Here is a 21,852-nt window from a genome sequence, read left to right as displayed (position 1 = left end):
GTTCTTCGACAATGTTAGTCCACGGCGGGTAAGGGTGTCAATCTTCGTTCGTATGAAGAGCAAAGAGACGGTCTTCTCCGCCGCCCTCTGCCGGAGCCTGCAGCCGCATGCCGCGCTTCCTGAACTGCCGCACGCTGAACAGCACGTCGTGCGCACAATCCGCTATTCCCGCCTCCGCCGCGATGCGCTCCGCCGTTGCGATCACTTCTTCCCGTGAACGGCCGTGCAGCATGGCGTACAGGTTGTAGGGCCAGTCGGGGGGACGGCGCGGACGCCGGTAGCAGTGCGTGACCGCCGCGAAGGCGGCGAGCTTCCGCCCCGCCTCCGACACGCGGTCGTCGGGGACGTCCCAGACGGCCATCCCGTTGGCGGTGAAGCCGAGCGCCCGGTGATTGAGGACGGCGCCCAGGCGGGTGACTATGCCCCTCTCCATGAGCGAGCGAAGGAGGGCGATAACCTGCTGCTCCGTCTTCCCCAGTCCGTTGGCGACGGCTTCGAACGGGCGGGCGACGATGGGCAGGCCGTCCTGCACGGCGAGGACGACCCTTCGTTCTTCCTCGGTCAGGGCCTTCGATGCGTTACGCGAGCTCAAAACGGACTCCCAGGAAGTATTCCTCCAGCGCCGGCAGCTCCATGACCGGCAGCCTCGTCCGCTTGCGGATGGCGTACAAGGCGGCATCGACCTCTGCCGGGTCGGCGGACGAGATGACGAACCAGAGGTTGTAATGGTGTTCGCGCTCGTAGTTGTGGCTGACGGCCGGAAAGCCGTTAACGTATGACGCGACCTCCTCCAGGCGATCGGGCGGGACGCTCATGGCCGCGAGCATGCGCTTTCCGCCCATCGCCGTCGCGCTGAGGACGGGGCCGATCCGGTTGATAGCGCCCGCTTCGAGCAGCCTGCGCAGGCGCGAGACGACCTCGTTTTCGGGGAGGCCGAGTTTCTTGCCGATCGACAGATAAGGGCGTGATTCCAGAGGAAGGCCCGTCTGCAACTCGTCGAGGAGGGCGGCGTCCGTCGGGTCCAGCTTCAGCGTCATGTGGATTGACCGGAAGGGCTGCTGTTTTGCCATGCGGGCGGGAGGTAGACGCAGTAGGGGTCGGACTCCAGGTAGTCGCCGGTGACGGCGAACGCGCGGGCACGGGAGCCGCCGCACACTTCGCGGAAATCGCAGACGCCGCACTTCCCTTTAAGACGAGCGTAATCTCTCAGCTGGCGGAACAAGGGCGAGCGGCGGTAGATGTCGATGAAGGACTGTTCGCGGAGGTTGCCGCCGGAGAGGGGAAGGAAGCCGCTTGGGCAGACGTCGCCGATGTGGCTAACGAAGGCGAAGCCGTTGCCGTCGTTCACGCCCTTGCCCGACTGCCCGAGGCCGTCGGCGAAGCTGTAGCCTGCGCCGGTGACCAGCGAGGCGTCCGCGCTGGGCGCGTGCGCGGCTTCCCGGCGTCGCCGCTGGATGACGACGCGCCGGTAGTGCTGCGCCGCCGTTGTCCGCACGTCGAACGGGGCGGTCTTCGAGAGGTCGTACATCCAGTTAAAGACGCGCTCATGTTCTTCGGGCGAGATCACGTCTTCGATGCGGCCGCGCCCGGTGGGGACGAGGAAGAACAGGTTCCACATTACGGCGCCGTAGCGGGCCACGACCTCCGCGATGCCTTCGAGGTCGTGGACGTTGTACCGGCTCACCGTCGTGCCGATCTGAAGGGAGATGCCGAGCCGCTGTATCTCCGCCAGTATCTCGACGGTGCGTTGGAAGGAGCCGTTCCGACCCCTGAACGCGTCCTGGATTTCGGGGCGGGAGCCATCGAGGCTCACCTGGAGCCGTGACACGCCTGCCTTTTGCGCCCGCGTTAGCCGCTCTCTTGTGACGAGCGCCGTCGCCGTTGGTGACAGGGCGACCCGCAGGCCGCGCTCTCTCGCCCGGCCCATGAGATCGAAGAGATCGGGCCGCATCAAGGGGTCGCCGCCGGTCAGGATGAGGATGGGGCCGCCCATTGCGACCAGCTCGTCGATGAGGCGGAAGCCCTCTTCAAGCGACAGCTCGCGCGGGTCGCGATGAGGCTGCGCTTCGGCACGGCAATGGACGCAGGCGAGGGCGCAGGCGCGCGTGATCTCCCAGGCGACGGTGAACGGCGTCAGAGAAAAATCGACCTCGGACAGAGGGGGACGCGGCCGCTCGCTGACGTGCATATCAGGCTCGTGTTTCGCTGGCTTCTATTATAGCAGGCGGCCGGTAGGCGGCGGAGCGCACTCTTTCAACCGCGCGTCCGGCCCGAGGGCCACACCCGGCGGAGCGCGTCTTCCAGCGCGGGAACGGTATCGTACCGCGACAGTTCTTCGGGCGCCACCCAGCGGCCCTCAACGTTCTCCCAATCGAGCTCGACGTCTCTCCCGGATGCCATGTCGAAGAGGAACGGGTAGACGAGCCAGCGCAGTCCCGATTGCGCATCGTCGACGGGCAGGGGCTCGCCCGCGGCGACCAGCGTGACATCGTCGTTGCCGAGCCCCGTCTCCTCGCTGATCTCCGTCATCGCCTGATCGAGCGGAGTCTCCGCTTCCAGGTAGCCGCTGATTGCGGACCACCGTCCACGATAGGTGCCGACGCGTCCGCTGCGCCGGACGATGAGGACGCGCGCCTCGCCCCGCGCGTCGGTGCGGCGCAGGAAGCAGGTCACGACTTCTCGGCGCGCAGGTTGATCGTTCATCTCACGTCCGGGGGAAATCTACAACAGAAGAGGCGGGCGCGTAAACGGCTTCCACCGGCGCGACGGTTGATCCATGATAGGGCGCAGGGGGAAGGATGCGAAGGCATGAGGTAGAGGTGCGGGTCGACGCCCCGTTCCGGCGGGAGGTGAGGGAGGAGTGGGTGCGCGGGATCGTCGGGCGCGTCCTCGCCGCCGAGAAGACGCCCCGTGTGTGGGTAAGCGTCCGGATCGCGGGCGATGCGCTCGTCCGCCGGCTCAACCGTGAGTACCGCGGCGAGGACGCGCCCACCGACGTCCTCGCATTCGCCCTCTCAGAGAATCCGCATGACTTCGTCCTCCCGCCCGGCGGCGTCCTGCAACTGGGCGAGGTCGTGGTCTCGCTTCCCACGGCCCGACGCCAGGCGCGCGAGGCGGGCCGCCCCCTGCTGACCGAAGTCGCCCACGTGCTCATTCACGGCGTCCTCCACCTGCTCGGGTACGATCACGAGTCCGAAGAGGACAGAAAGCGGATGCGCGGCCGCGAGGAAGGCCTGCTCTCCGCGTTGGGGAATGATATAATTCAGCGTGAGTAGTCGATGGCTGTCGAAGTCCTCTACCGCAAGTACCGCCCCCAGTCCTTCTCCGAGCTTGCCGGACAGGACCCCATCGCGCGTACGCTGCGCAATGCGGTCGCCGCGGGCAAAGTAGCCCACGCTTACCTGTTCAGCGGCCCGCGCGGCACCGGCAAGACAAGCAGTGGCCGCCTTCTCGCCAAGGCCGTGAACTGCTCCAACCCGCAGGACGGCGAGCCCTGTAACGTCTGCGACTCCTGCCTGAGCTTCCTCGAAGGACGTGCTATCGACCTCATCGAGCTCGACGCCGCCAGCAACCGCGGCGTCGACGACATCCGCAACCTGCGCGATAACGTGGGCTTCGCCCCTGCCGTCGCGCGCTTTAAGGTGTACATCATCGACGAGGCGCACATGCTGACCGAGCAGGCGTTCAACGCTTTGCTCAAGACGCTGGAGGAGCCGCCGCCGCACGTCCTGTTCGTGCTCGCGACGACGGAGCCCCACAAGATACCGGCCACCATCGCCTCGCGCTGCCAGCGCTTCGATTTCCGGCGCATCCCCCTCGAAGCCGCTGTCGCCCGTCTGGAGACCATCTGCGAGCAGGAAGGCATCGCCTGCCCGAAGGAGGCGCTCGAGCTCGTCGCCCGCGCCGCCACCGGCAGCATGCGCGACGCCATCAACCTCCTCGAACAGGCGGTTGACTATCACGGCCGCGACCTGTCGGTCGACGCGGTCCGCAGCGGCCTCGGCCTGAGCGGCGACGCCCGCAGCGCCGAGCTTGCCCGCCTCACGCTCGAAGGCGACCTGCCGGGTGGCCTGATTCTCATATCGTCTGTGCGCGACGACGGTCTCGACCTGCGCCAGTTCCAGCGGCAGGTCGTCTCCTACCTGCGCGAGTTGCTCCTCGTCCACGCGGGGGCGGAGAACACGCTCAGCCTGACAAAGGAGCAGGCGGCGGAGATGAAGAAGCTGGTGAAAGGCGTGTCGCGGGACGAGCTCCTGCGGGCTCTCCAGACCTTCGCTCAGGCCGACCTGCGCGCCGACCCTCTGTCGCCGCTGCCCCTCGAGATCGCCCTCACAGAGTGCGTCCTGACAAAGCAGCGGGTTGCCGCAACCGCGCCCGCATCGCAGCCGGCGCCGGAAGCGGCCCCGGCCGCTCCTCCGGCGGCGGCGCCTTCTCCCGAGCCAAAGCCGCCTGTATCGCGCTCCCGGCCAGCGACGGCGGCGGCGTCTGAGACAAGGGATGCGGCCCCGATTGCGGAGCCGGAGCGCGCTCCCGCATCGGAGGCGACGCCTGTCCAAGTCCCCATCGAGATCACCGCGCCCGCGTCCGAAGAATTGGCGCGGGTCCAGGCCGAGTGGGAGCATATCTACCGGCTTACTCGGCAGAAGAATCAGAAAGCCGGAGCCCTGCTCAACAGCAATTGCGCTATCGTCGGCATGGAAGGCAAGACAATCGTGCTGGCATTCCAGCATCAAATGCTTGCCGAGAAGATGAATAGCGACGACAACGGGGCAAACATTCAGGCCGTTCGCGAGGTGGTACAGGAGGTTCTTGGCAGCGAGTACGACATCCGCTGCGTCCTGGACCCGGACGCGGTTGTGGCGCAACGGGCAGCAAGGCGTGGGAGCGCGGTGAGAGGCGGGCACCTGGTGGAGGCCGCCCGCGAAATGGGCGCGCGCCTCGTCAACGAAGGAGAATGAGGAGGGTTGCCCTTCCTTTAGCCTCGGAATGATGCCGCGTCCGTCAGGGCCTGGTGCAGCAAGACAAGTCTCGTCGAAGGACAACGATCCTCAAAACATGAGGTGTGACAATGAAAATGAACCGCGAGATGATGCGGCAGATCCAGCAGATGCAGTCGCGGCTGGCGAAGGCGCAGCAGGAGCTCCAGAACAAGACCGCCGAAGGGAGCGCCGGCGGCGGCGCTGTCAAGATCGTCCTCTCCGGCGACTTCCGCGTCCTGTCGCTCACCATCGCGCCCGAGGTTATCGACCCCGACGACGTCGAGATGCTGCAGGACCTGGTGACCGCCGCCCTCAACGAGGCGCTCCATAAGGCGCAGGCGTTGCAGTCGGAGCATCTGTCCGGCCTCACCGCCGGGCTGCGTCTGCCGGGAATGCCCTGAACGTGGTGACGAGCCTCGAATGACAAACATCTCTTCGTCCACCGCCATGCCGGTGGGGCGCCTTATCGAGGAGCTGAGCAAGCTGCCCGGTATCGGCCCGAAGAGCGCCCAGCGCCTCACTTACTACCTGCTGCGCGCCCCGCAGGAGTACGCGCAGGCGCTCGCGCAGGCGATCCTGGAAGTGAAGGAGAAGATCGTCCTCTGTTCCGTCTGTCAGAACATCACCGACTCCGACCCCTGCGCCATTTGCCGCGATGAGCAGCGCGAGCAGTCGATCATCTGCGTCGTCGAGGAGCCGCTGGACATCCTGGCCCTGGAGCGGACCGGCAGCTATAAGGGGCTCTACCACGTCCTCCACGGCGCCATCTCCCCCGTCGACGGCATCGGGCCCGATGACCTGAAGGTGCGCGAGCTGCTGGCGCGGCTCAAGGACGGCCGCGTCCGCGAAGTGATAATGGCCACGAACCCCAATCTCCAGGGCGAGGCGACGGCGATGTACCTCAGCCGCCTCATAGCGCCGCTGGGGATCAGGATGACGCGCCTCGCGCGCGGCCTCCCTATGGGCGCCGACCTCGAGTACGCCGACAACATAACCCTCGCGCGCGCCCTCGAAGGCCGCCAGGAGGTCTGACCTCCGCCTCCGCCATGACGACATCCGATGAGCGCCGCCCCCGGCTCTACAAGACGGCCGGCATCGTCCTCCGGCAGCGGCGGCTGGGCGAGGCCGACAAGATAATTACCCTCTTCACCCCCAACCTCGGCAAGCTCGACGCTGTCGCGAAGGGAGTGCGGCGTCCCCGGAGCAAGCTCGGCGGTCATGTCGAGCCGCTCAGCCACACGTCGTTCCTGCTGGCGAAGGGACGCGAGCTCGACATAATCACGCAGGCGCAGGCCGTCGAGCTCTTCGCCCCTGTGCGAGAGGACCTCGACCGCACCGGCCGCGCCCTTTATCTGGTCGAGCTCGTCGACCGCTTCACCCCGGAGCGCCAGGAGGCGTACCCGGTGTTCCGCCTCCTGCTTGAGAGCCTGCGGCGCCTCGCCGCCGAGACGTCTCTCGACGCCGTCCTCCGTTTCTTCGAGATGCGCCTCCTCGACCACCTGGGCTATCGGCCGCAGTTGCAGGAGTGCGTCGTCTGCGGCAAAGCCCTGCGCCCTCAAACGAACAACTGGAGCGTGGAGAGCGGCGGCGTGAGTTGCCCGGAGTGCGCCCGCGACTCGCCGATGCCTCGACCGCTTTCCCTCAACGCGCTGAAGGTGATGCGGCTGCTGCAAACCGGCGACTTCGCGGATGTGGCCCGCCTGCGTCTGACGCCTGCTCTCGCAGTCGAGATCGAAAGGCATCTGCGCGAGTACATCTTCTACCTGCTTGAGCGCGACGTGCGCTCTGCCCGCTTCCTCGACACGCTTCGCCACACGGATCGCGTCGCGGAACGAGAGGTTAGACAGTAAGCGATGCGGGCTGTAATCTGAATTCAAAGCAAGCTGTCGGAGGTTGGTTCGGTGCCCCTGTACGAGTACTACTGCGAAAACTGCAACGGCATCTTCGAGGCCCTTCGCCCCATGCGCGAAGCCTCCGATCCCGTTCCCTGTCCACTTTGCAGCAAGGACGGGCAGCGCATCATGCCCACTTCCTTTGCCGCCTTCACCTTCCGCGACGGCTACCCCCGCCGCATTCCCGATAAGGGCACGTACTGGCACCTGGGCAAAGAGGTGAAGCGGCCGATCACGGGCCCCGTCCGCGTGGGGGAGCACCCGGAGCTGAACAAGCCGCGGCCGCCGGCGCGGAAGAGCAAGGGCGAGCTTGAAATCGAGCGGGAAAAGGCGGAGCTCCAAAAGAAGGAAGAAAAAAAGATGCTGGACTCCGGCGTCCGCCCGATCAGGGGGCCGAAGCCACAAATCCGCTAGCGGCTACGTCCGGCGCTCCAGCACGTAATCGGCTAGCCCCTCGAGAGCGTCGCGCGGTGCCCCCGGAGGCAGCTCTCGCAGCGACAGGCAGGCGCGGTCGCGATAGTCCCTGGCCACCGCGTACGACTCCTCGAGTATCCCCGACTCCTTCACCATCCCGATGGAGCGGGCCAGCAGCTCACTGCCGCCTCTTGCGTCGAACAGAAGCTTGACGGGGTTGTCCTCAGGGTAGCGCTGCACCAGGAGGAGCGAGGGCAGCGTCAGTGTCCCCTGCATGAGGTCGCTTCCCACAGGCTTCCCCATTTCCTCGGCATCGCCGTCGAAGTCGAGGATATCATCCACGATCTGGAACTCCATCCCCAGGTTCTCGCCGTACTTCTGAAGCGATTGCACGACCGCACGCGAGGCGTTTGCCGCGAGCGCACCTCCCTGCGCGGCAACGGCGAAGAGCGAGGCCGTCTTGCCGTTGATCCGGCGAAGATAGTCGTCAAGGCTCTGGTAGTATTGGAAGGCAGACCTGTCCTCGCTCAACTCCGCTTGCGCCATGGCGATCATTGTCTGCGCGAACAGGCTGGTTACTTCGACATTGCCGGTCTGTGCCACCAGCACGGCCGCTACCGCGAATATGTAGTCGCCCAGCACGACCGCGGAGTGATTATCGAACAGGCTGCTGGCCGTCGGCCGGCCGCGTCTCATGCCGGCGCTGTCGATGATGTCGTCGTGCACCAGACTCGCCGTGTGGAGGAGTTCGAGCGCCGCCGCCAGCGGCACGGACGGCGCATCCGCGGAATCGCCGAACTTGCCGGAGAGCAGCGCCACCGCCGGCCGCATCCGTTTGCCGCCCTTGAAGAGAACGGCCGACAGCATCTCGGCCAGCCAGGGGCTGTCGGGCCTGGCCACCCGCTGAAGCGTCTCTTCGACGCCCGCCAGCTCCCGACGGATTGGGGCGTAGAGGCTGGAGATCGCTTTCACGCCGCGCCACCTCGTCGGCCCGACACCGGCTCGCGGGCAGTGATGCGGAACAGAGCGCGCGCGTTGTCGGTCGTCGCCCGTGCGACCTCGCCGAAGGTAACGTCCTGGATAGCCGCAACCGCCTTCGCCGTCTCGACTACGTCCGCGGGTTCGCTACGCCTGCCGCGCCGGCTCTGCGGCGCCAGAAACGGGCAGTCGGTTTCGACGACCAGACGCTCGAGGGGCACCGCCGCGACGACCGATCGAAGGTGGGCCGCGTTGGGGTAGGTGACGTTCCCGGCGACGGAGATGAGGAAGCCCATCTCGAAGTAGGCCCTCGCCGACTCCGCGCTGCCTGCGAAGCAGTGGAGCACGCCGAGCGGCCGCGAGAGCGCCGGATTGCTATTCGTCCAGCTTCTGAGCGCGGCGAGCGTCTCCTTCTCCGCTTGCCGCGCGTGGATAATCACCGGCAGACCCAGTTCCGCCGCCAGTTCCAGATGGGCGCGGAACGCCCGCTCCTGGTCGGCGCGAGGGGAAAGATTGCGGTAGAAATCGAAGCCGGTCTCCCCGATGGCGACGACGCCCGGCGCCTGAGCTAGCTCCCTTAGCAGGTGGAGCGCTTCGCCGTCAAACGACTTCGCCTCGTGGGGGTGGAAGCCGACCGCCGCGAAGACGTCCGGGTGGCGCTTGGTGAGGGCGACGGCGCGCCGATTGCTCTCGCCGTCGATGCCGACGACTACGCTTCCCGACACACCCGCATCCCGCGCTCGTTCGAGCACGGCGTCGCGGTCCCTGTCGAAAGCGGCGAGCTGAAGGTGGCCGTGGGAATCGAAGACGACGTCCATGTCAGGCAGGCGGCGCCTCCTCTTCTTCGGTGACAAGCGGCTCCAGCTTCTTGAACAGGGGCTCCGGCTCGCGGAGGGGCGTCCCCGGCTCGACGGCGCGGACCTGCCAGCCGGCCGCGGTCACGTCCCCTTCCTGCCCCAAATAGCCGTGCAACCGCTCCGAGGTGAAGGGCAGGTAGGGGTAGAAAGCGGTCTTCAGGGTATTGATCACACTTATGGCCGTGTGAAGGGCGGTTGCCGCCTCTAGCGGGTCTTCCTTGATCCGCCGCCAGGGCGATTTCTCTTCCAGGTAGCGGTTCGCGTCCTGGGCCAGCGACATCGCGCTCGCCAGTCCGGCGCGAAAGCGGCAGGCGGCCAGATGATCGCCCTCCTCTTGCAGGGCCGTCTCTGCGCGGGAAAGCAGCGCGCGGCTCTCAGCGTCCAGATAGCCCGGCTCCGGCACCTTGCCGTCAAAGCGGCGGTAGGTGAACGTGACCACGCGGTGCACCAGGTTGCCCCAGGTAGCCAGCAGCTCGTCGTTGTTGCGGCGCACCAGCGCGACCTCGCTGAAGTCGCTGTCGGCTGTCTCCGGCATGATGGCGGTGAGATAGTAGCGGAGCGGGTCGGGGTCGTATTTCGCCAGGTAATCGGGGAGGAACGGCGCCGTGCCGCGGCTCGTCGATGCCTTGCCGCCGCCGAAATTCAAGTACTGGTTCGCGGGGACGTCGTAGGGGAGGTTGAGGCCGCCGTACATCATGAGCATCGCCGGCCAGCTAAGGGTGTGGAACCAGATATTGTCCTTGCCGATGAAGTAGTAGCTCTTGCACTCCGGGTCCTGCCAGAACTCGCGCCAGGCCTCGGGCTCGCCGCGGCGCTGCGCCCATTCCTTCGCCGCCGACAGGTAGCCGATGACGTTCTCGAACCAGACGTAGATGCGCTTGTCCTCGAACCCCTCGACAGGTATCTTGATCCCCCATTCGAGGTCGCGCGTTATCGCCCTGTCGCGGAGCCCCTGCTGGAGCACCCCCAGCGAGAAGTTAAGGACGTTCTTGCGCCAGTGCGCCTTGTCCTCTGATAGCCAGGCCTTGAGGCGCTCGTTGTAGGCGCTGAGACGCAGGAAGAAGTGCTCCGACTCGCGCGTCTCCGGCACGGAGCCGTCGAAGCGGCAGTGCGCGTCCAGCAGATCGTTGGGATCAAGCACGTTGCCGCAGTTGTCGCACTGGTCGCCGCGGGCGTCGGGGTAGCCGCAGATGGGGCACACGCCGATGACGTAGCGGTCGAGGAGGAAGCGCTGCTCGACGGTGCAGTAGGGGAGGCGCATCTTCTCCCGGTAGATGTCGCCGTTTTGGAGCAGCCGGCTGAACATATCCTGGACGACGGCGGCGTGGTTAGCCGTGCCTGTCGTGGTATACAGATCGAAGGCGATGCCGAGGCGCCGCCACGAGTCGACGAACTCCTCGTGGAAGCGGGACGCGATCTCCGTCGGGCTGACGCCTTCCTCGGCGGCGCGGACGGTGATAGGGGTGCCGTGCTGGTCGCTGCCCGACACCATTAGCACGCGGTTGCCTTTCACGCGGTGATAGCGCGCGAAGATGTCGGGCGGCAGGTAGGCGCCGGCTATCTGGCCCAGGTGCAGCGAGCCGTTGGCGTAGGGCCAGGCCACTCCGATGAATATCTTCTCAGGCATTGGCGTCCTTCCCGCATCGCTACCATGTACTAATATACCAGCCGCACCGTTCTGAGAAACCTACTGTAGCCCCAGCCAGAGGCGGTAGAGCCGCCGTCGCGATACGCTGTGTCGCTCCGAGAGCAGCCGCATCGTTTCCTGTGCGCTCCTGCCCTCGTCGCGCAACCGGCGCATTTCTTCGATGATCGCCGCTTCGTCCTGCCGATCGCCCTGCTCCGGCACCTGCCCTTCCTCAGGCGGGGCGACGACGAGCGTGAACTCGCCCCGCGGCTCGCGAAAGCGCTCCTGCGCCTCCGAGACGCGGCCGCGAAAGACTTCTTCGTGGAGCTTCGTCAGCTCGCGGCAGACGACTACCCGGCGGTCGCCCAGCTCCGAGCGCAGGTCGGCGAGCGTCCCGATCAGGCGGTGCGGCGCCTCGAAGAGGACGAGCGTCTCGTCCCTGTCTCGAAGCGAGTGGAACAGGCGCCGGCGCTGGGAGGCCTGCCGCGGCGGAAAGCCGACGAACGTGAACCCGCGCGGGCCGACGCCGGAGGCCGCGATCGCCGCCGTCACCGCCGACGGCCCGGGCACGGGCACGACCTGCACGCCCGCTGCGTTCGCGGCCGCCACCAGCTCCCGGCCGGGATCGCTTATTCCGGGCGTCCCTGCCTCCGATACGAGAGCGACGTCGCCTTCGCTCAGGCGCTGGAGGACGAAGGGCGTCTTCTTCGCCTTGTTGTCGTCGTTGTAGCTGGTTACCGGTGTGTGGATATCGTAGTGTGAGAGGAGCTTGCGGGTGGTGCGGGTATCCTCGGCGGCGATCAGACTGACCTCGCGGAGGGTGCGCAGGGCGCGGAGGGTGATGTCCTCCAGGTTGCCGATTGGCGTCGCGACCAGGAAAAGTTTCCCCATCGTTTTACATAAATTGATTATTCGTCTAATCGTTGCAATATTATAAACGATCAGGGGTTGTTTACCATTGACCTCTCCCCCGCTCTTTGATAAAGTCTTTGAAAAGCACCTCTGAGGGAGGGGGGAGCAAATGAGGGACATCGGCTGGCAAGATGTCCCGGCGCGGGTACCGGCATCGCTGGTTCCGACTGTCGAGCCCCGGGAAGAGGCCATGGCGCCCCCCGGGGCTAAACAAATGCGCCGGGCGTACGGCTTCGACGAGGTCGCCATAGTTCCCGGCGACGTAACCCTTAATCCTGAGCTTACCGATATCTCCTTCAGTCTCGGAGACATCAAGCTGCCCCTGCCGTTCATCGCCGCCGCGATGGACGCCATCGTCGATCCACGCTCTGCCGTTGTCTTCAATCAGCTTGGCGGGCTGGCCGTGCTCAACCTGGAGGGCGTACAGACGCGCTACGAAGACCCTGAAGGCGTCCTGGCCGAGATCGCGTCGGCGCGGATCGACGAAGTGGGTGCGTTGCTGCAGCGCATATACTCGCAGCCCGTGAAACCCGCGCTCATCGGCGAGCGGATCAGGCAGGTGAAGAGTGCGGGCGCCCTCAGCGCCGTCTCCTGCACGCCGGCGAACGCCAAGAAGTTCGCGCCGTTGGCCGTCGAAGCGGGCGTCGATGTCTTCTTCGTGCAGTCGACGGTGACGACGGCGCGCCACATTTCCCGCAGCCTCGAGGGCCTGCGTTTCGAGAAGCTCTGCCAGCAGCTACCGGTGCCCGTCGTCGTCGGTAACACGGTGAGCTTCGGGCCCTGCAAGGAATTGATGGAGACGGGAGTGGCGGGCGTGCTCGTCGGCGTGGGGCCGAGCTGCATCTGCACCACGCGCGAGGTGCTGGGGATCGGCGTGCCGCAGGTCACGGCGACCATCGACTGCGCGGCCGCCCGCAACGCCTACTTCCGCGAGAGCGGACGCTACGTGCCCATCATCACCGACGGCGGCATCCACAGCGGCGGCGACCTGTGCAAGGCGTTTGCCGCCGGCGCCGACGCGGTCATGCTCGGCACCCTGCTGAGCAGCGCCGAGGAAGCGCCCGGGCGCGGCCATCACTGGGGGATGTCGGCGCCGCACCCCGAGCTGCCGCGCGGCACGAGGGTGACGGTGGGCGTGCGCAACAATTTGAAGAAGATACTCCACGGCCCCACTTCGCGCAGCGACGGCACGGAGAACCTGGCGGGCATCCTGCGCACTGCGCTGGGCGTATGCGGCGCGGGGAACGTGCGCGAGTTCCAGCAGGTAGAGCTGATGATCGCGCCCGCGATTAAGACGGAAGGCCGCACCTTCGCCTCGTCGTAGCGGCCGGGGAACTCTGTTCCGGAATGTAGCGGAAGGCTTCAGCCTTCCACGCCGCTACACAGCGAATGGCCCATCGCTGCCGAGAGCCCGTAGCCCCTCTTGCGGCGACATGCGTGTGACCCGTACGCGACGATGTTGAGGGCTAAAGCCCTCCTCTACATCACCCTGCCAGCTCGATTACCAGCACGCGGTCGAGCCCGGCGAGGTCTTTCTTCACTTCGATGTGCGCGTCCGGGAAGCGCTCGCGGGCCACTGCCCGCAACCGCTCCCCCTGGTCCCAGCCGATCTCCGCCAGCAGCAGCCCCGGCCGCTTCGGATACGGCGGCGCCTGCCGCAGGAAGCGCTCCAGCACCTCCGTCCCCTCCGGCCCGCCGTCGAGCGCCGGGCGCGGCTCGTGGTCGCGGATCTCCGGCTGTAGCGCGTCCCACACGCTGGTCTTTACATAAGGCAGATTGGCTACGATGAGGTCGGCGGGCTCGGGCAGCGGCTCCAGCAGGTCGCCCTGGAGGAAGCGCATCCGCCGCTTCACCCCCAGCAGCCCGGCGTTGCGACCCGCAAGCGCCAGCGCTCCCGCCGAGAGGTCGGTGCAGTAGACGAGGGCGTCCGGCAGGTGATAGGCAATGGCGACGGCGAGCGCGCCGCAGCCCGTGCCCACGTCGACAACGATCAGCGGTTGCGCTCTTTCGCCCGCCCACCGGAGCGCCTCCTCCACCAGCAGCTCTGTCTCCGGGCGCGGGATAGGCGCGACGGGAGTGGTCTCCAGGTCAAGGTCGAAGAACTCCTTGTGGCCGGTGATGTAGGGCGTGGGCTCGCGGGCCAGCCGCCGTTCGATGAGCTTGCGGAAGCGCTCGTCCCGCTCGGGCGATATCTCCTGCTGGAGACGGGCATAGAGGTGCGGGCGGTCCCACTGCAAGACATGGCGCAGTAGCACCTCGGCTTCGATGGCCGCGTCCTCGATGCCGGCGGCCGCCAGCCTGTTCTCGGCGGCGTGAAGCGCTTCCGCCAGCGTCACACGAGCTGTTCCTCCAGCAGCCGCGCCTGCTCTTCGGTGGCGACGGCGTCGATTATGGGGTCGATGTCGCCGTCGAGGATGCCCTGCAGGTTGTGCAGCGTCAACCCCACGCGATGGTCGGTCACGCGGTCCTGGGGGAAGTTATAGGTGCGTATCTTTTCGGCGCGCTCGCCCGTGCCGACCTGCGAGCGCCGCGTGGCGCCGATCTCCTCTGCCTGGCGTCGCTGCTCCGCGTCGAGCAGGCGCGCGCGCAGAACGGCCATGGCGCGCACACGGTTCTTCCACTGCGAGCGCTCGTCCTGGCAGACGACGACGATCCCCGTTGGGATGTGGGTGAGGCGAACGGCGGTGGCCACCTTTTGGACGTTTTGGCCGCCAGGCCCGCCGCTATGGAAGATGTCGACGCGAAGCTCGTCCTCGTTTATTTTCACGTCGACCTCTTCGGCTTCCGGCAGAACGGCAACGGTGGCTGTCGAGGTGTGGATGCGCCCCTGCGCCTCCGTCAGCGGCACGCGCTGCACGCGATGGACGCCGCTCTCATACTTGAGGCGCGAGAAGGCGCCGCGGCCTTTCACCTCGAAAATGATCTCCTTGAAGCCGCCGACGCCGCTTTCGCTGCGAGACATGACCTCGACGCCCCAGTTGTGGCGGTCGGCGTAGCGCGTGTACATGCGGAAGAGGTCGGCAGCGAACAGGGCGGCCTCCTCTCCGCCGGTACCGGCGCGTATCTCCATGATGACGCTCTTCTCGTCGCGGGGGTCAGGCGGCACCAGCGCCTTCCTGATGCGCTCCGTGAGCGCCTCCTTCCGCTCGTTCAGCCGCTCCAGCTCCTCGCGCGCGAGGTCCCTCAATTCCTGCTCCTGGCTCTCTTCCAGCAGGTCGCGCGCCTGCTGGATGCCCGCCTCGGCCTGCTCATAGTCCTGGTAGAGCGCCACGATTTCTTCCAGCGAGGCGCGCTCGCGGGCGAGCGTCTGCAGCCGTTCGTAGTCGGACGCGACCTCCGGACGGCCCATTTCCGCCGTTATCTCTTCGTAGCGGTTGACGAGTCCGCGTAATCTATCGAGCATTCTTCTGTCCATACGTGAGCGAACCCCGACGCATCGGGGCCCGATTCACTCGAATTATAGCACAGCGAGAGGCGGCGCGGCCGTCGACGGCTATGCCGGCGACTGCGGGTCCGCGGCAGCGCGGCCCAGAAAAGCGACCGCCTCTTCGCGTGTCAGCTCGCGCTGAGAGGCGTCGGTCATGTTCCGTAGCTGGACGGTGCCGGCGGCAAGCTCGCGCTGACCGAGGATTACGGCCCACCTCGCTTTCAGCGCGTCGGCGTGGCGCATCTGCGCGCGGAGGCTGCGGCCGCCCGTGGCCACGACCGCCGACACCCCTTCGCGGCGCAGACGGGCGGCGAGAGCAAGCGCCTCCGTTTTCGCTTCTTTGACCTGGTAGGCGACGTAGACATCGGGCGTCGGCTGCGGCGGCACGGGCGCCTTTTGTCGCTTCATATTCAGCACTATGCGCTCGATGCCGGCCGCGAAGCCGATGCCGGGGGTGCGCCTGCCGCCCAGTTCTTCGATGAGGCGGTCGTAGCGTCCGCCGGCGCCGACGGTGCTCTGCGCGCCGCCGCCCCGGGGCTGTATCTCGAACACGGTGCGGGTGTAGTAGTCGAGGCCGCGCACGAGGCGGGGCTCGATCTCGTAAGGCACGCCCAGCGCATCGAGGTAGCGGCGCAGACTGTCGAAGTGCTCGCGGCAGGCGGGGCAAAGGTAATCGAGGATGGAGGGCGCGGAGGCGATGACCGGCTGACAGCTTTCCTGCTTGCAGTCGAGGAGGCGCAAGGGGTTGCGCTCGACGCGCTCGCGGCAATCGCGGCAAACAGTATCGATCAGGCCGCGATAGTGGTCTTGCAGGGCATTCAGGTAGCCGGCGCGGCACTCGGGGTCGCCGATGCTGTTGAGCAGCAGGACGAGATCGCGCAGCTCCAGGTTCTCGTACAGTTGCCAGAGCAGCTCGATTAGCTCGGCGTCGATTGCCGGGTCGTCCTCGCCGATCGCCTCGCAGCCGAACTGGGTGTGCTGGCGTTGTCGGCCCGCCTGCGGCCGCTCGTAGCGGAAGGTGGGCGCGATGTAGTAGAGACGGACGGGCTGGGTGCGGTTGTACATGCCGTGTTGCAGGTAGGCGCGGCAGACGTTGGCCGTCCCCTCGGGGCGAAGGGCCATGCGTTGGCCGCTGCGGTCCTCGAACACGTACATCTCCTTCTGGACGATGTCTGTCGCGTCACCGACACCGCGCTCGAAGAGGGCCGCCTCTTCGAAGATGGGCGTGTCGATGCGCTGATAGCCATAGAGGCGGCTCAGTCTTTCGGCCTCGCCTATCGCCCGTTGCCAGTAGGGCTGGTCCTTCGGCAGGACATCCGCTGTGCCGCGCGGCACGGAGAAGTGGGGCAAACGTGGCTCCTCGCTTAGGTGTTCGAGCGGATTCAGCATATCGGAGCGGGGGCGCACTGTAAAGCGCCACGCTCAGGGTCAGCGTGCGATGCGTGGACGATGGGATGGCCCAACCAGCCGGCGTCCCCGGGGTTGGCCGGGGCGCAAGCAGGGAGAGTGCAGAGGGGAGTCCCCTTTGCCGGGGTCCGGGGGGTCCGCCGAGACGTTTGGGGGCGGGCGGGTGGGAAGGTAGGCGCTCGTGTTGCGGCGACCACGTCGGACGCTTCCCCTATGCCGGGCGCGGCGAAAGCACGGGAACGGCAGGATGCCCGCCGTCTGCCTCGGATATGGTACATTAGTACTTGGAACGCTAGACTCCGGATAGTCGCATGGTTGCCTCAATAGACGAGCTGCTCGACAAGGCGCGGGAATACATCCCCGACGGCAATATCGCCCTCATCGAAAGCGCTTACCGGTTCGCGGAAGAGTGCCACCGCGACCAGGTGCGCAAGACCGGCGATCCTTACATCACCCATCCTCTCGATACGGCGAACACGGTCGTCGACCTCCAGCTCGACGCGACTGCCGTCGCCGCCGCCCTCGTCCACGATGTCACGGAGGACTGCGGCGTCCCCAACGCCGAGCTGGTTAAGCGGTTCGGCAGGGACGTCGCGCGGCTCGTCGACGGCGGCAGCAAGCTGGAGAAGATCGCCTGGAAGGCCCCCGACGAGCGCGTGGGCGACAAAGCGGCGCAGGCGGAGAACCTGCGCAAGATGTTCCTCGCCATGGCCAAGGACATCCGCGTGGTGATCATCAAGCTCGCCGATCGGTTGCACAACATGCGCACGCTGTACGCGCTGCCGCCTGAGAAGCAGCTTCGGGTGGCGCAGGAGACGATGGAGATATATGCCCCGCTGGCGAGCCGGCTCGGCATCTGGCAAATAAGCCGCGAGCTGGAAGACCTTTCCTTCCGCTACCTCAACCCTGAACGTTACCGCGCCATCGCGAACCTCCTCGCGTCCAGCCGCAGCGCGCGCGAGAAGTATGTGGCGCAGGTCGAGGGCATCCTCAAGGCGGAGCTGGAAAAGCACGGCGTCGAGGCGGACGTGCAGGGCCGCGCGAAGCACATCTACAGCATCTATCAGAAGATGGAAAAGTACGCCGCCCAGGGCAAGACCTTCAACGAGATCTACGACCTGCTGGCCCTACGGGTGCTCGTGGAGACGGAGGCCGATTGCTACCGCGCCCTCGGTGTCGTCCACAACCTGTGGCATCCTATCCCGGGCCAGTTCGACGACTATATCGCCAATCCTAAGGAGGGCGTCTACCGCTCGCTCCACACGACCGTCCTGTGCATGGGGGCGCGCGCTCTCGAGGTGCAGATACGCACCCACGAGATGCACCGCCTGGCCGAGTACGGCGTGGCCGCTCACTGGCGCTACAAGGCGGGCGGCAAGGGCGACCTCCACTTCGAGGAGCAGGTGTCGTGGATACGGCAGCTCCTGGAGTGGCAGCGCGAAATGGCCGCCGCCGACGACTTCGTCGAGCTGGTGAAGACCGATATCTTCCAGGACCAGGTGTTCGTCTACACGCCGAAGGGCGAGGTGAAGGACCTGCCTGTCCGCTCCACGCCCATCGACTTCGCGTACCGCATCCACACCGACGTCGGGCACCGCTGCATCGGGGCGCGCGTCAACGGACGCCTCGTTCCGCTGAACTACCAGCTCCAGAACGGCGACGTGGTCGAGATCATGACCAGCAAGACGCCGCGCGGGCCCTCGCGCGACTGGCTGAACCCGAACCTCGGCTACATCATGACCAGCCACGCGCGCGAGAAGGTGCGCGCCTGGTTCAAGCGCCAGGAGCGGGCGATAAACGTCGAGCGCGGCCGCGACATGCTGGTCAGGGAACTGCGACGCCTCGGCCTGACGCTGGCGGAAGCGCAGCCCCACCTCATCGACGGCTTCAAGTACGACGATATGGACGAACTGCTGGCGGCCATCGGCTACGGCGGGGTCAGCCTGCACCAGGTCGCGGTGCGGCTGGCGCCGCTCATCCAGGAGGAGGCGCCGGCAGAACCATCGGTGGAGGCGCCGCCGGGCCCCGTCTACACGTCGAGCATCGAAGTGCTGGGCACGGGCGACCTCCTCACCCAGCTTGCCCGCTGCTGCAACCCCGTCCCCGGCGACCCGGTCATCGGCTACGTCACGCGCAGCCGCGGCGTGACCGTGCACCGGCAGGACTGCCACAACGTGCGTTACGAAACGGAGGTCGAGCGGTTGGTCGACGTGCAGTGGGGGCGCACGAGCCGCCTGTACCCCGTCGCGGTGCGCATCGAGGCGTGGGACCGCGTGGGGCTGCTGCGCGACATCGGCACGATCGTGGCCGAAGAGAAGGTAAACATGGTGGCTGTGCGGACGCAGGAGCACGACGACCGGACGACAAGTGTTTACATAACGCTCCAGACCACAGGCGTCGACCAGCTGACTCGCCTCTTGGGGAAACTGGAGCGGGTGCGCGGCGTCTTCTCCGTCGACCGGCACGTCGAGGGGTCGCCGCGTCAAAGCGCCTCAAAGTAGCGGGCAACCGGCTTCCTATCAACGGATAGGAAACGGATAAACGCGTGGCTTCAGGGCCGTCCAGCGTCGGTGAGGCGGGCAAGATGCCTGCCCTTTCATTTTCGCTAGAACTCCCGGCTACTTGCCTGAGCGCCTTGCCCTATGCGATAAATAGGGCCGATGCTCGCCAAAGTCCTCTCCTGCGCCGTCGTCGGACTCGATGGGGCAATCGTCGAGGTCGAGGTCGACATAGCGTCCGGCCTCCCCGCCTTCTACATCGTCGGCCTTCCTGACGCCGCCGTCCAGGAGGCGAAGGAGCGCGTCCGCTCCGCCGTCCGCAACTCCGGACTCCAGTTCCCGCAGAAGCGCATCACCGTTAACCTCGCCCCCGCCGATCTGCGAAAAGAAGGCCCCGCCTATGACCTGCCTATCGCCGTCGGGATACTCGTTGCCTCGGGGCAGGTGGCCGCCGATCTCTCCGATTGCCTCCTCCTCGGCGAGCTCTCGCTCGACGGCCAGGTGCGTCACGCCCACGGCATCCTGTCGATGGTCGCGCTGGCGAAAGAGCAGGGCATCGGCACCGTCTACGTTCCCGCCGCCGACGCGCGCGAGGCCGCCCTCATCGAGGGGGTGCGCGTGATCCCCGTGGCCGGCCTGGCGCAGCTTGCGGCGCACCTGGCGGCGTACGAGCCGATAGCGCCGTTCGTCTGCGACGCGACGGACGCGCAGGCGATGCCGCCGCTGTGGGAGGGCGTCGACTTCGCCGACATCAAGGGACAGGAGCACGTGAAGCGCGCGCTCGAGGTCGCGGCGTCCGGTGGCCATAACGTCCTTATGACGGGGCCGCCCGGCGCCGGCAAGACACTGCTCGCGCGTTCGATGCCGTCGATCCTGCCCTCGATGAACACCGACGAGGCGCTGGAGGTGACGCGCATATACAGCGTGAGCGGGCTGCTGCCGCCGGAGACGCCGCTCATCAGGCAGCGGCCGTTCCGTGCGCCCCACCACACGATATCGCACGCTGGGCTCGTCGGCGGCGGACGCCAGCCCCGCGCGGGCGAGATCACCCTCAGCCACCGCGGCGTCCTCTTCCTCGACGAGCTGCCGGAGTTCGGGCAGGCCGGTCTCGAGGTGCTGCGCCAGCCGCTGGAGGACCGCGTCGTCACCATCAGCCGCGCTCAGGGGACGGTGACGTTTCCCGCCAACTTCATGCTTATCGCCGCCATGAACCCCTGTCCCTGCGGCTTCTACGGCGACCCGACGAAGGAGTGCACCTGCGCAAATTCGACCGTCAGCCGTTATCAAAAGCGAATTTCAGGGCCGTTGCTCGACCGCATCGACATCTTCGTCGAGGTGCCGCGCGTGGACTACGAAAAGCTGGCGGGCGACAGCGCGGGCGAGCCCTCGGAGAGCGTGCGGCAACGGGTGGAGGCGGCGCGGCAGAGACAGGCGGCCCGGTTCGAGGGTACGCGCATCAGGTGCAACGCCGAGATGACCCCCGTCGAGGTGCGCGAGTACTGCCAGAGGCAACTGGCGGAGCCGGCGCAGGCGCTGCTGCGGCTGGCGATGACGCAGCTAAATCTGTCGGCGCGGGCGTTCCACCGCGTCTTGAAACTGGCGCGCACGATAGCCGATCTTGCCGGCTCGGAGGTGATCGCCTCCCAACACCTGGCGGAGGCGGTGCAGTACCGCCAACGCGGCGCCTAGCGACGGGCGGCGGCAGGACGTTGAGATGAGTCCGAAAAGAGCGTGTCCGGCGGCCTTCGTTCTCCTCCTGCTCATCGCCCTCCTTTCGCTGTCGGGTTGCCGGTCCGAAGATGGGCGCATCGCCGAGTTCAACGGAGGCCACGCCAGCATCGTCTTCCTCGGCGATAGCATCACCATCGGCTATCTCGCCTCCCGTCCTTCGAACACTTTTCACGCTATCGTCGAAGCGGGCCTCAACGATGAAGGGCTGCGGACGCAAAGCCAGCTCTTCATCTCCGTCGATCCGAACACCAACCTGCCGGTCACCGTTAACGCGATGGCGACGGACCCGGATGTCGTCATCGTCGAGTTCGGCGTGCACAGCGTGGCGGCGGGGGACATCACGGAAGGCGTCTTCAGGAGACTGTACGGCCAGATTCTCGATTGCGTCGCCGGTGACGGCACCGTGGTCGTGGCCGGCACCGTGCCGTGGTTGGGGTGGGAGCGCGACAGCCCTGCGTACGAGAAGGCGGCCCTGCTATCGGAGGTGATCAAGCAGGAGGCTGCGAAGAAGGACGTGGGGGTAGCCGATCTGTGGTCGGCCACAAAGCTAAGAGAGGGCTTCGTCTCCAGTGCCGAAGACCCCTCGTTCCTGCCTCCCTATCGCGGCGACTCGTTTCATCCGGCGGACGCGGGGCACGCCCTGATCGCGCGGGTCTACCTCGAGGAGCTTCGCGATGAGCTGAAGCGACCGCCGGAACGGCCCTACGAAAGAGAATGCCCGCGAACCGGCGGCCAGTGAGCAGATCGGAAAGACTGCGGGGTAGAGAAGTCAGCGGCAGGGTCTACTGCAGCTCGCTGAAGGCGCCGCAGACCGGGCACTTCAGCGCGATTTCGCCGAAATCGACTCCTTCAGCGATGGCCTCGAGGAGGGTAGCACCGCAGCCTCCGCACAGGTACTTGTCGCTGCCGTTATGCCCTCGTAAGGCTGGCGCCTTGTGCAAGACCAGAATCGGGCGGGTACCCGCCTTCGGCCTGCGGATCACCCTCGTCTTAAACGCCGGCATCATGTTCCCTCGACTTGTCGCTACCGCTAGCGCTCTCTAGCATTCCCCGGATCGCAGTATAACACAAGTGCCTGTGCTCGTTCAGAAACATTGGTGACACCTAGAATGGTGTCACTATGCGATTCA

Annotated in this window: 22 protein-coding genes; 10 read left to right on the top strand and 12 right to left on the bottom strand. The window is 66.5% G+C overall.

Going from position 1 to position 21,852, the window contains the following annotated elements; genetic code table 11:
• Positions 1-37: 37 nt before the first annotated feature.
• The 4 genes from QME71_09855 to QME71_09840 form a co-directional block, all read right to left on the bottom strand.
• Positions 38-592 carry an Lrp/AsnC family transcriptional regulator gene (locus QME71_09855; protein MDI6858603.1) on the bottom strand — a complete coding sequence of 185 codons (555 nt, stop codon included), beginning with the start codon at positions 590-592 and terminating at the stop codon, positions 38-40.
• Positions 579-1,037 (bottom strand): AsnC family transcriptional regulator, encoded by a 459-nt coding sequence (locus QME71_09850; GenBank protein ID MDI6858602.1) that lies wholly within the window; start codon positions 1,035-1,037, stop codon positions 579-581. Before QME71_09850 ends, QME71_09855 begins: the two co-directional genes overlap by 14 nt.
• On the bottom strand, positions 1,034-2,188 hold the full coding sequence (locus QME71_09845) for a TIGR04053 family radical SAM/SPASM domain-containing protein (GenBank protein ID MDI6858601.1): 1,155 nt from the start codon (positions 2,186-2,188) through the stop codon (positions 1,034-1,036). The genes QME71_09850 and QME71_09845 overlap by 4 nt, the downstream gene beginning before the upstream one ends.
• Before the next feature lie 65 nt (positions 2,189-2,253).
• On the bottom strand, positions 2,254-2,703 hold the full coding sequence (locus QME71_09840) for an NUDIX domain-containing protein (GenBank protein ID MDI6858600.1): 450 nt from the start codon (positions 2,701-2,703) through the stop codon (positions 2,254-2,256).
• Between the two features lie 95 nt (positions 2,704-2,798).
• Between QME71_09840 and ybeY the strand changes: the two genes are divergently transcribed.
• From ybeY to QME71_09810, 6 genes are all read left to right on the top strand, one after another.
• Positions 2,799-3,275, top strand: coding sequence for an rRNA maturation RNase YbeY (gene ybeY / locus QME71_09835; protein ID MDI6858599.1), 477 nt, complete (start codon positions 2,799-2,801; stop codon positions 3,273-3,275).
• Positions 3,276-3,278: 3 nt separating this feature from the next.
• Entirely contained in the window at positions 3,279-4,958 is a 1,680-nt protein-coding gene (dnaX, locus tag QME71_09830) for a DNA polymerase III subunit gamma/tau (protein ID MDI6858598.1), read from the top strand.
• Positions 4,959-5,068: 110 nt separating this feature from the next.
• Entirely contained in the window at positions 5,069-5,380 is a 312-nt protein-coding gene (locus tag QME71_09825; GenBank protein MDI6858597.1) for a YbaB/EbfC family nucleoid-associated protein, read from the top strand.
• Positions 5,381-5,399: 19 nt separating this feature from the next.
• Positions 5,400-6,011, top strand: coding sequence for a recombination mediator RecR (recR, locus tag QME71_09820; GenBank protein MDI6858596.1), 612 nt, complete (start codon positions 5,400-5,402; stop codon positions 6,009-6,011).
• A gap of 14 nt (positions 6,012-6,025) precedes the next feature.
• Complete coding sequence (gene recO / locus QME71_09815) at positions 6,026-6,829, top strand: DNA repair protein RecO (protein MDI6858595.1); 804 nt, start codon at positions 6,026-6,028, stop codon at positions 6,827-6,829.
• A 51-nt stretch (positions 6,830-6,880) separates the two neighbouring features.
• On the top strand, positions 6,881-7,285 hold the full coding sequence (locus QME71_09810) for a zinc ribbon domain-containing protein (GenBank protein ID MDI6858594.1): 405 nt from the start codon (positions 6,881-6,883) through the stop codon (positions 7,283-7,285).
• Between the two features lie 3 nt (positions 7,286-7,288).
• Here the strand turns inward: QME71_09810 and QME71_09805 are convergent, their stop codons facing one another.
• From QME71_09805 to rsmI, 4 genes are read right to left on the bottom strand one after another with little or no spacing between them, the layout of a single operon-like run.
• Complete coding sequence (locus QME71_09805) at positions 7,289-8,257, bottom strand: polyprenyl synthetase family protein (GenBank protein MDI6858593.1); 969 nt, start codon at positions 8,255-8,257, stop codon at positions 7,289-7,291.
• A complete protein-coding gene (locus tag QME71_09800; GenBank protein MDI6858592.1) occupies positions 8,254-9,117 on the bottom strand; it encodes a TatD family hydrolase in 864 nt (287 codons plus the stop codon). The genes QME71_09805 and QME71_09800 overlap by 4 nt, the downstream gene beginning before the upstream one ends.
• Complete coding sequence (metG, locus tag QME71_09795) at positions 9,083-10,747, bottom strand: methionine--tRNA ligase (GenBank protein MDI6858591.1); 1,665 nt, start codon at positions 10,745-10,747, stop codon at positions 9,083-9,085. Before metG ends, QME71_09800 begins: the two co-directional genes overlap by 35 nt.
• Before the next feature lie 60 nt (positions 10,748-10,807).
• Complete coding sequence (gene rsmI, locus QME71_09790) at positions 10,808-11,638, bottom strand: 16S rRNA (cytidine(1402)-2'-O)-methyltransferase (protein MDI6858590.1); 831 nt, start codon at positions 11,636-11,638, stop codon at positions 10,808-10,810.
• Positions 11,639-11,849: 211 nt separating this feature from the next.
• Between rsmI and QME71_09785 the strand changes: the two genes are divergently transcribed.
• Positions 11,850-12,983 carry a GuaB3 family IMP dehydrogenase-related protein gene (locus QME71_09785; protein ID MDI6858589.1) on the top strand — a complete coding sequence of 378 codons (1,134 nt, stop codon included), beginning with the start codon at positions 11,850-11,852 and terminating at the stop codon, positions 12,981-12,983.
• 160 nt (positions 12,984-13,143) lie between these two features.
• On the opposite strand, the gene prmC is transcribed toward QME71_09785, so the two are convergent.
• The 3 genes from prmC to hisS form a co-directional block, all read right to left on the bottom strand.
• On the bottom strand, positions 13,144-13,995 hold the full coding sequence (gene prmC, locus QME71_09780) for a peptide chain release factor N(5)-glutamine methyltransferase (GenBank protein MDI6858588.1): 852 nt from the start codon (positions 13,993-13,995) through the stop codon (positions 13,144-13,146).
• The gene (prfA, locus tag QME71_09775) at positions 13,992-15,062 is read right to left on the bottom strand and encodes a peptide chain release factor 1 (protein MDI6858587.1); all 1,071 of its coding nucleotides are present in this window, start codon (positions 15,060-15,062) and stop codon (positions 13,992-13,994) included. The genes prmC and prfA overlap by 4 nt, the downstream gene beginning before the upstream one ends.
• Before the next feature lie 90 nt (positions 15,063-15,152).
• Complete coding sequence (hisS, locus tag QME71_09770; protein ID MDI6858586.1) at positions 15,153-16,436, bottom strand: histidine--tRNA ligase; 1,284 nt, start codon at positions 16,434-16,436, stop codon at positions 15,153-15,155.
• 368 nt (positions 16,437-16,804) lie between these two features.
• Here hisS and QME71_09765 point away from each other — a divergent pair, with 368 nt between their 5' ends.
• The 3 genes from QME71_09765 to QME71_09755 all read left to right on the top strand — a co-directional run bounded on the left by QME71_09765 (position 16,805) and on the right by QME71_09755 (position 21,461).
• Positions 16,805-18,994, top strand: coding sequence for a bifunctional (p)ppGpp synthetase/guanosine-3',5'-bis(diphosphate) 3'-pyrophosphohydrolase (locus tag QME71_09765; protein MDI6858585.1), 2,190 nt, complete (start codon positions 16,805-16,807; stop codon positions 18,992-18,994).
• Positions 18,995-19,153: 159 nt separating this feature from the next.
• Positions 19,154-20,680: a YifB family Mg chelatase-like AAA ATPase gene (locus QME71_09760; GenBank protein MDI6858584.1), complete on the top strand. Its 1,527-nt coding sequence runs from the start codon at positions 19,154-19,156 to the stop codon at positions 20,678-20,680.
• A 25-nt stretch (positions 20,681-20,705) separates the two neighbouring features.
• Entirely contained in the window at positions 20,706-21,461 is a 756-nt protein-coding gene (locus QME71_09755; GenBank protein ID MDI6858583.1) for an SGNH/GDSL hydrolase family protein, read from the top strand.
• Positions 21,462-21,504: 43 nt separating this feature from the next.
• Here QME71_09755 and QME71_09750 read toward each other — a convergent pair whose 3' ends face one another.
• Positions 21,505-21,726, bottom strand: coding sequence for a hypothetical protein (locus tag QME71_09750; protein MDI6858582.1), 222 nt, complete (start codon positions 21,724-21,726; stop codon positions 21,505-21,507).
• Positions 21,727-21,852: the final 126 nt, after the last annotated feature.

Source organism: Dehalococcoidia bacterium (assembly GCA_030018455.1).
In the GTDB taxonomy this organism is placed as follows: Bacteria; Chloroflexota; Dehalococcoidia; order DSTF01; family JALHUB01; genus JASEFU01.
Note: the sequence above shows the minus strand (reverse complement) of the source record. Positions and strands in the feature narration are given on the sequence as shown.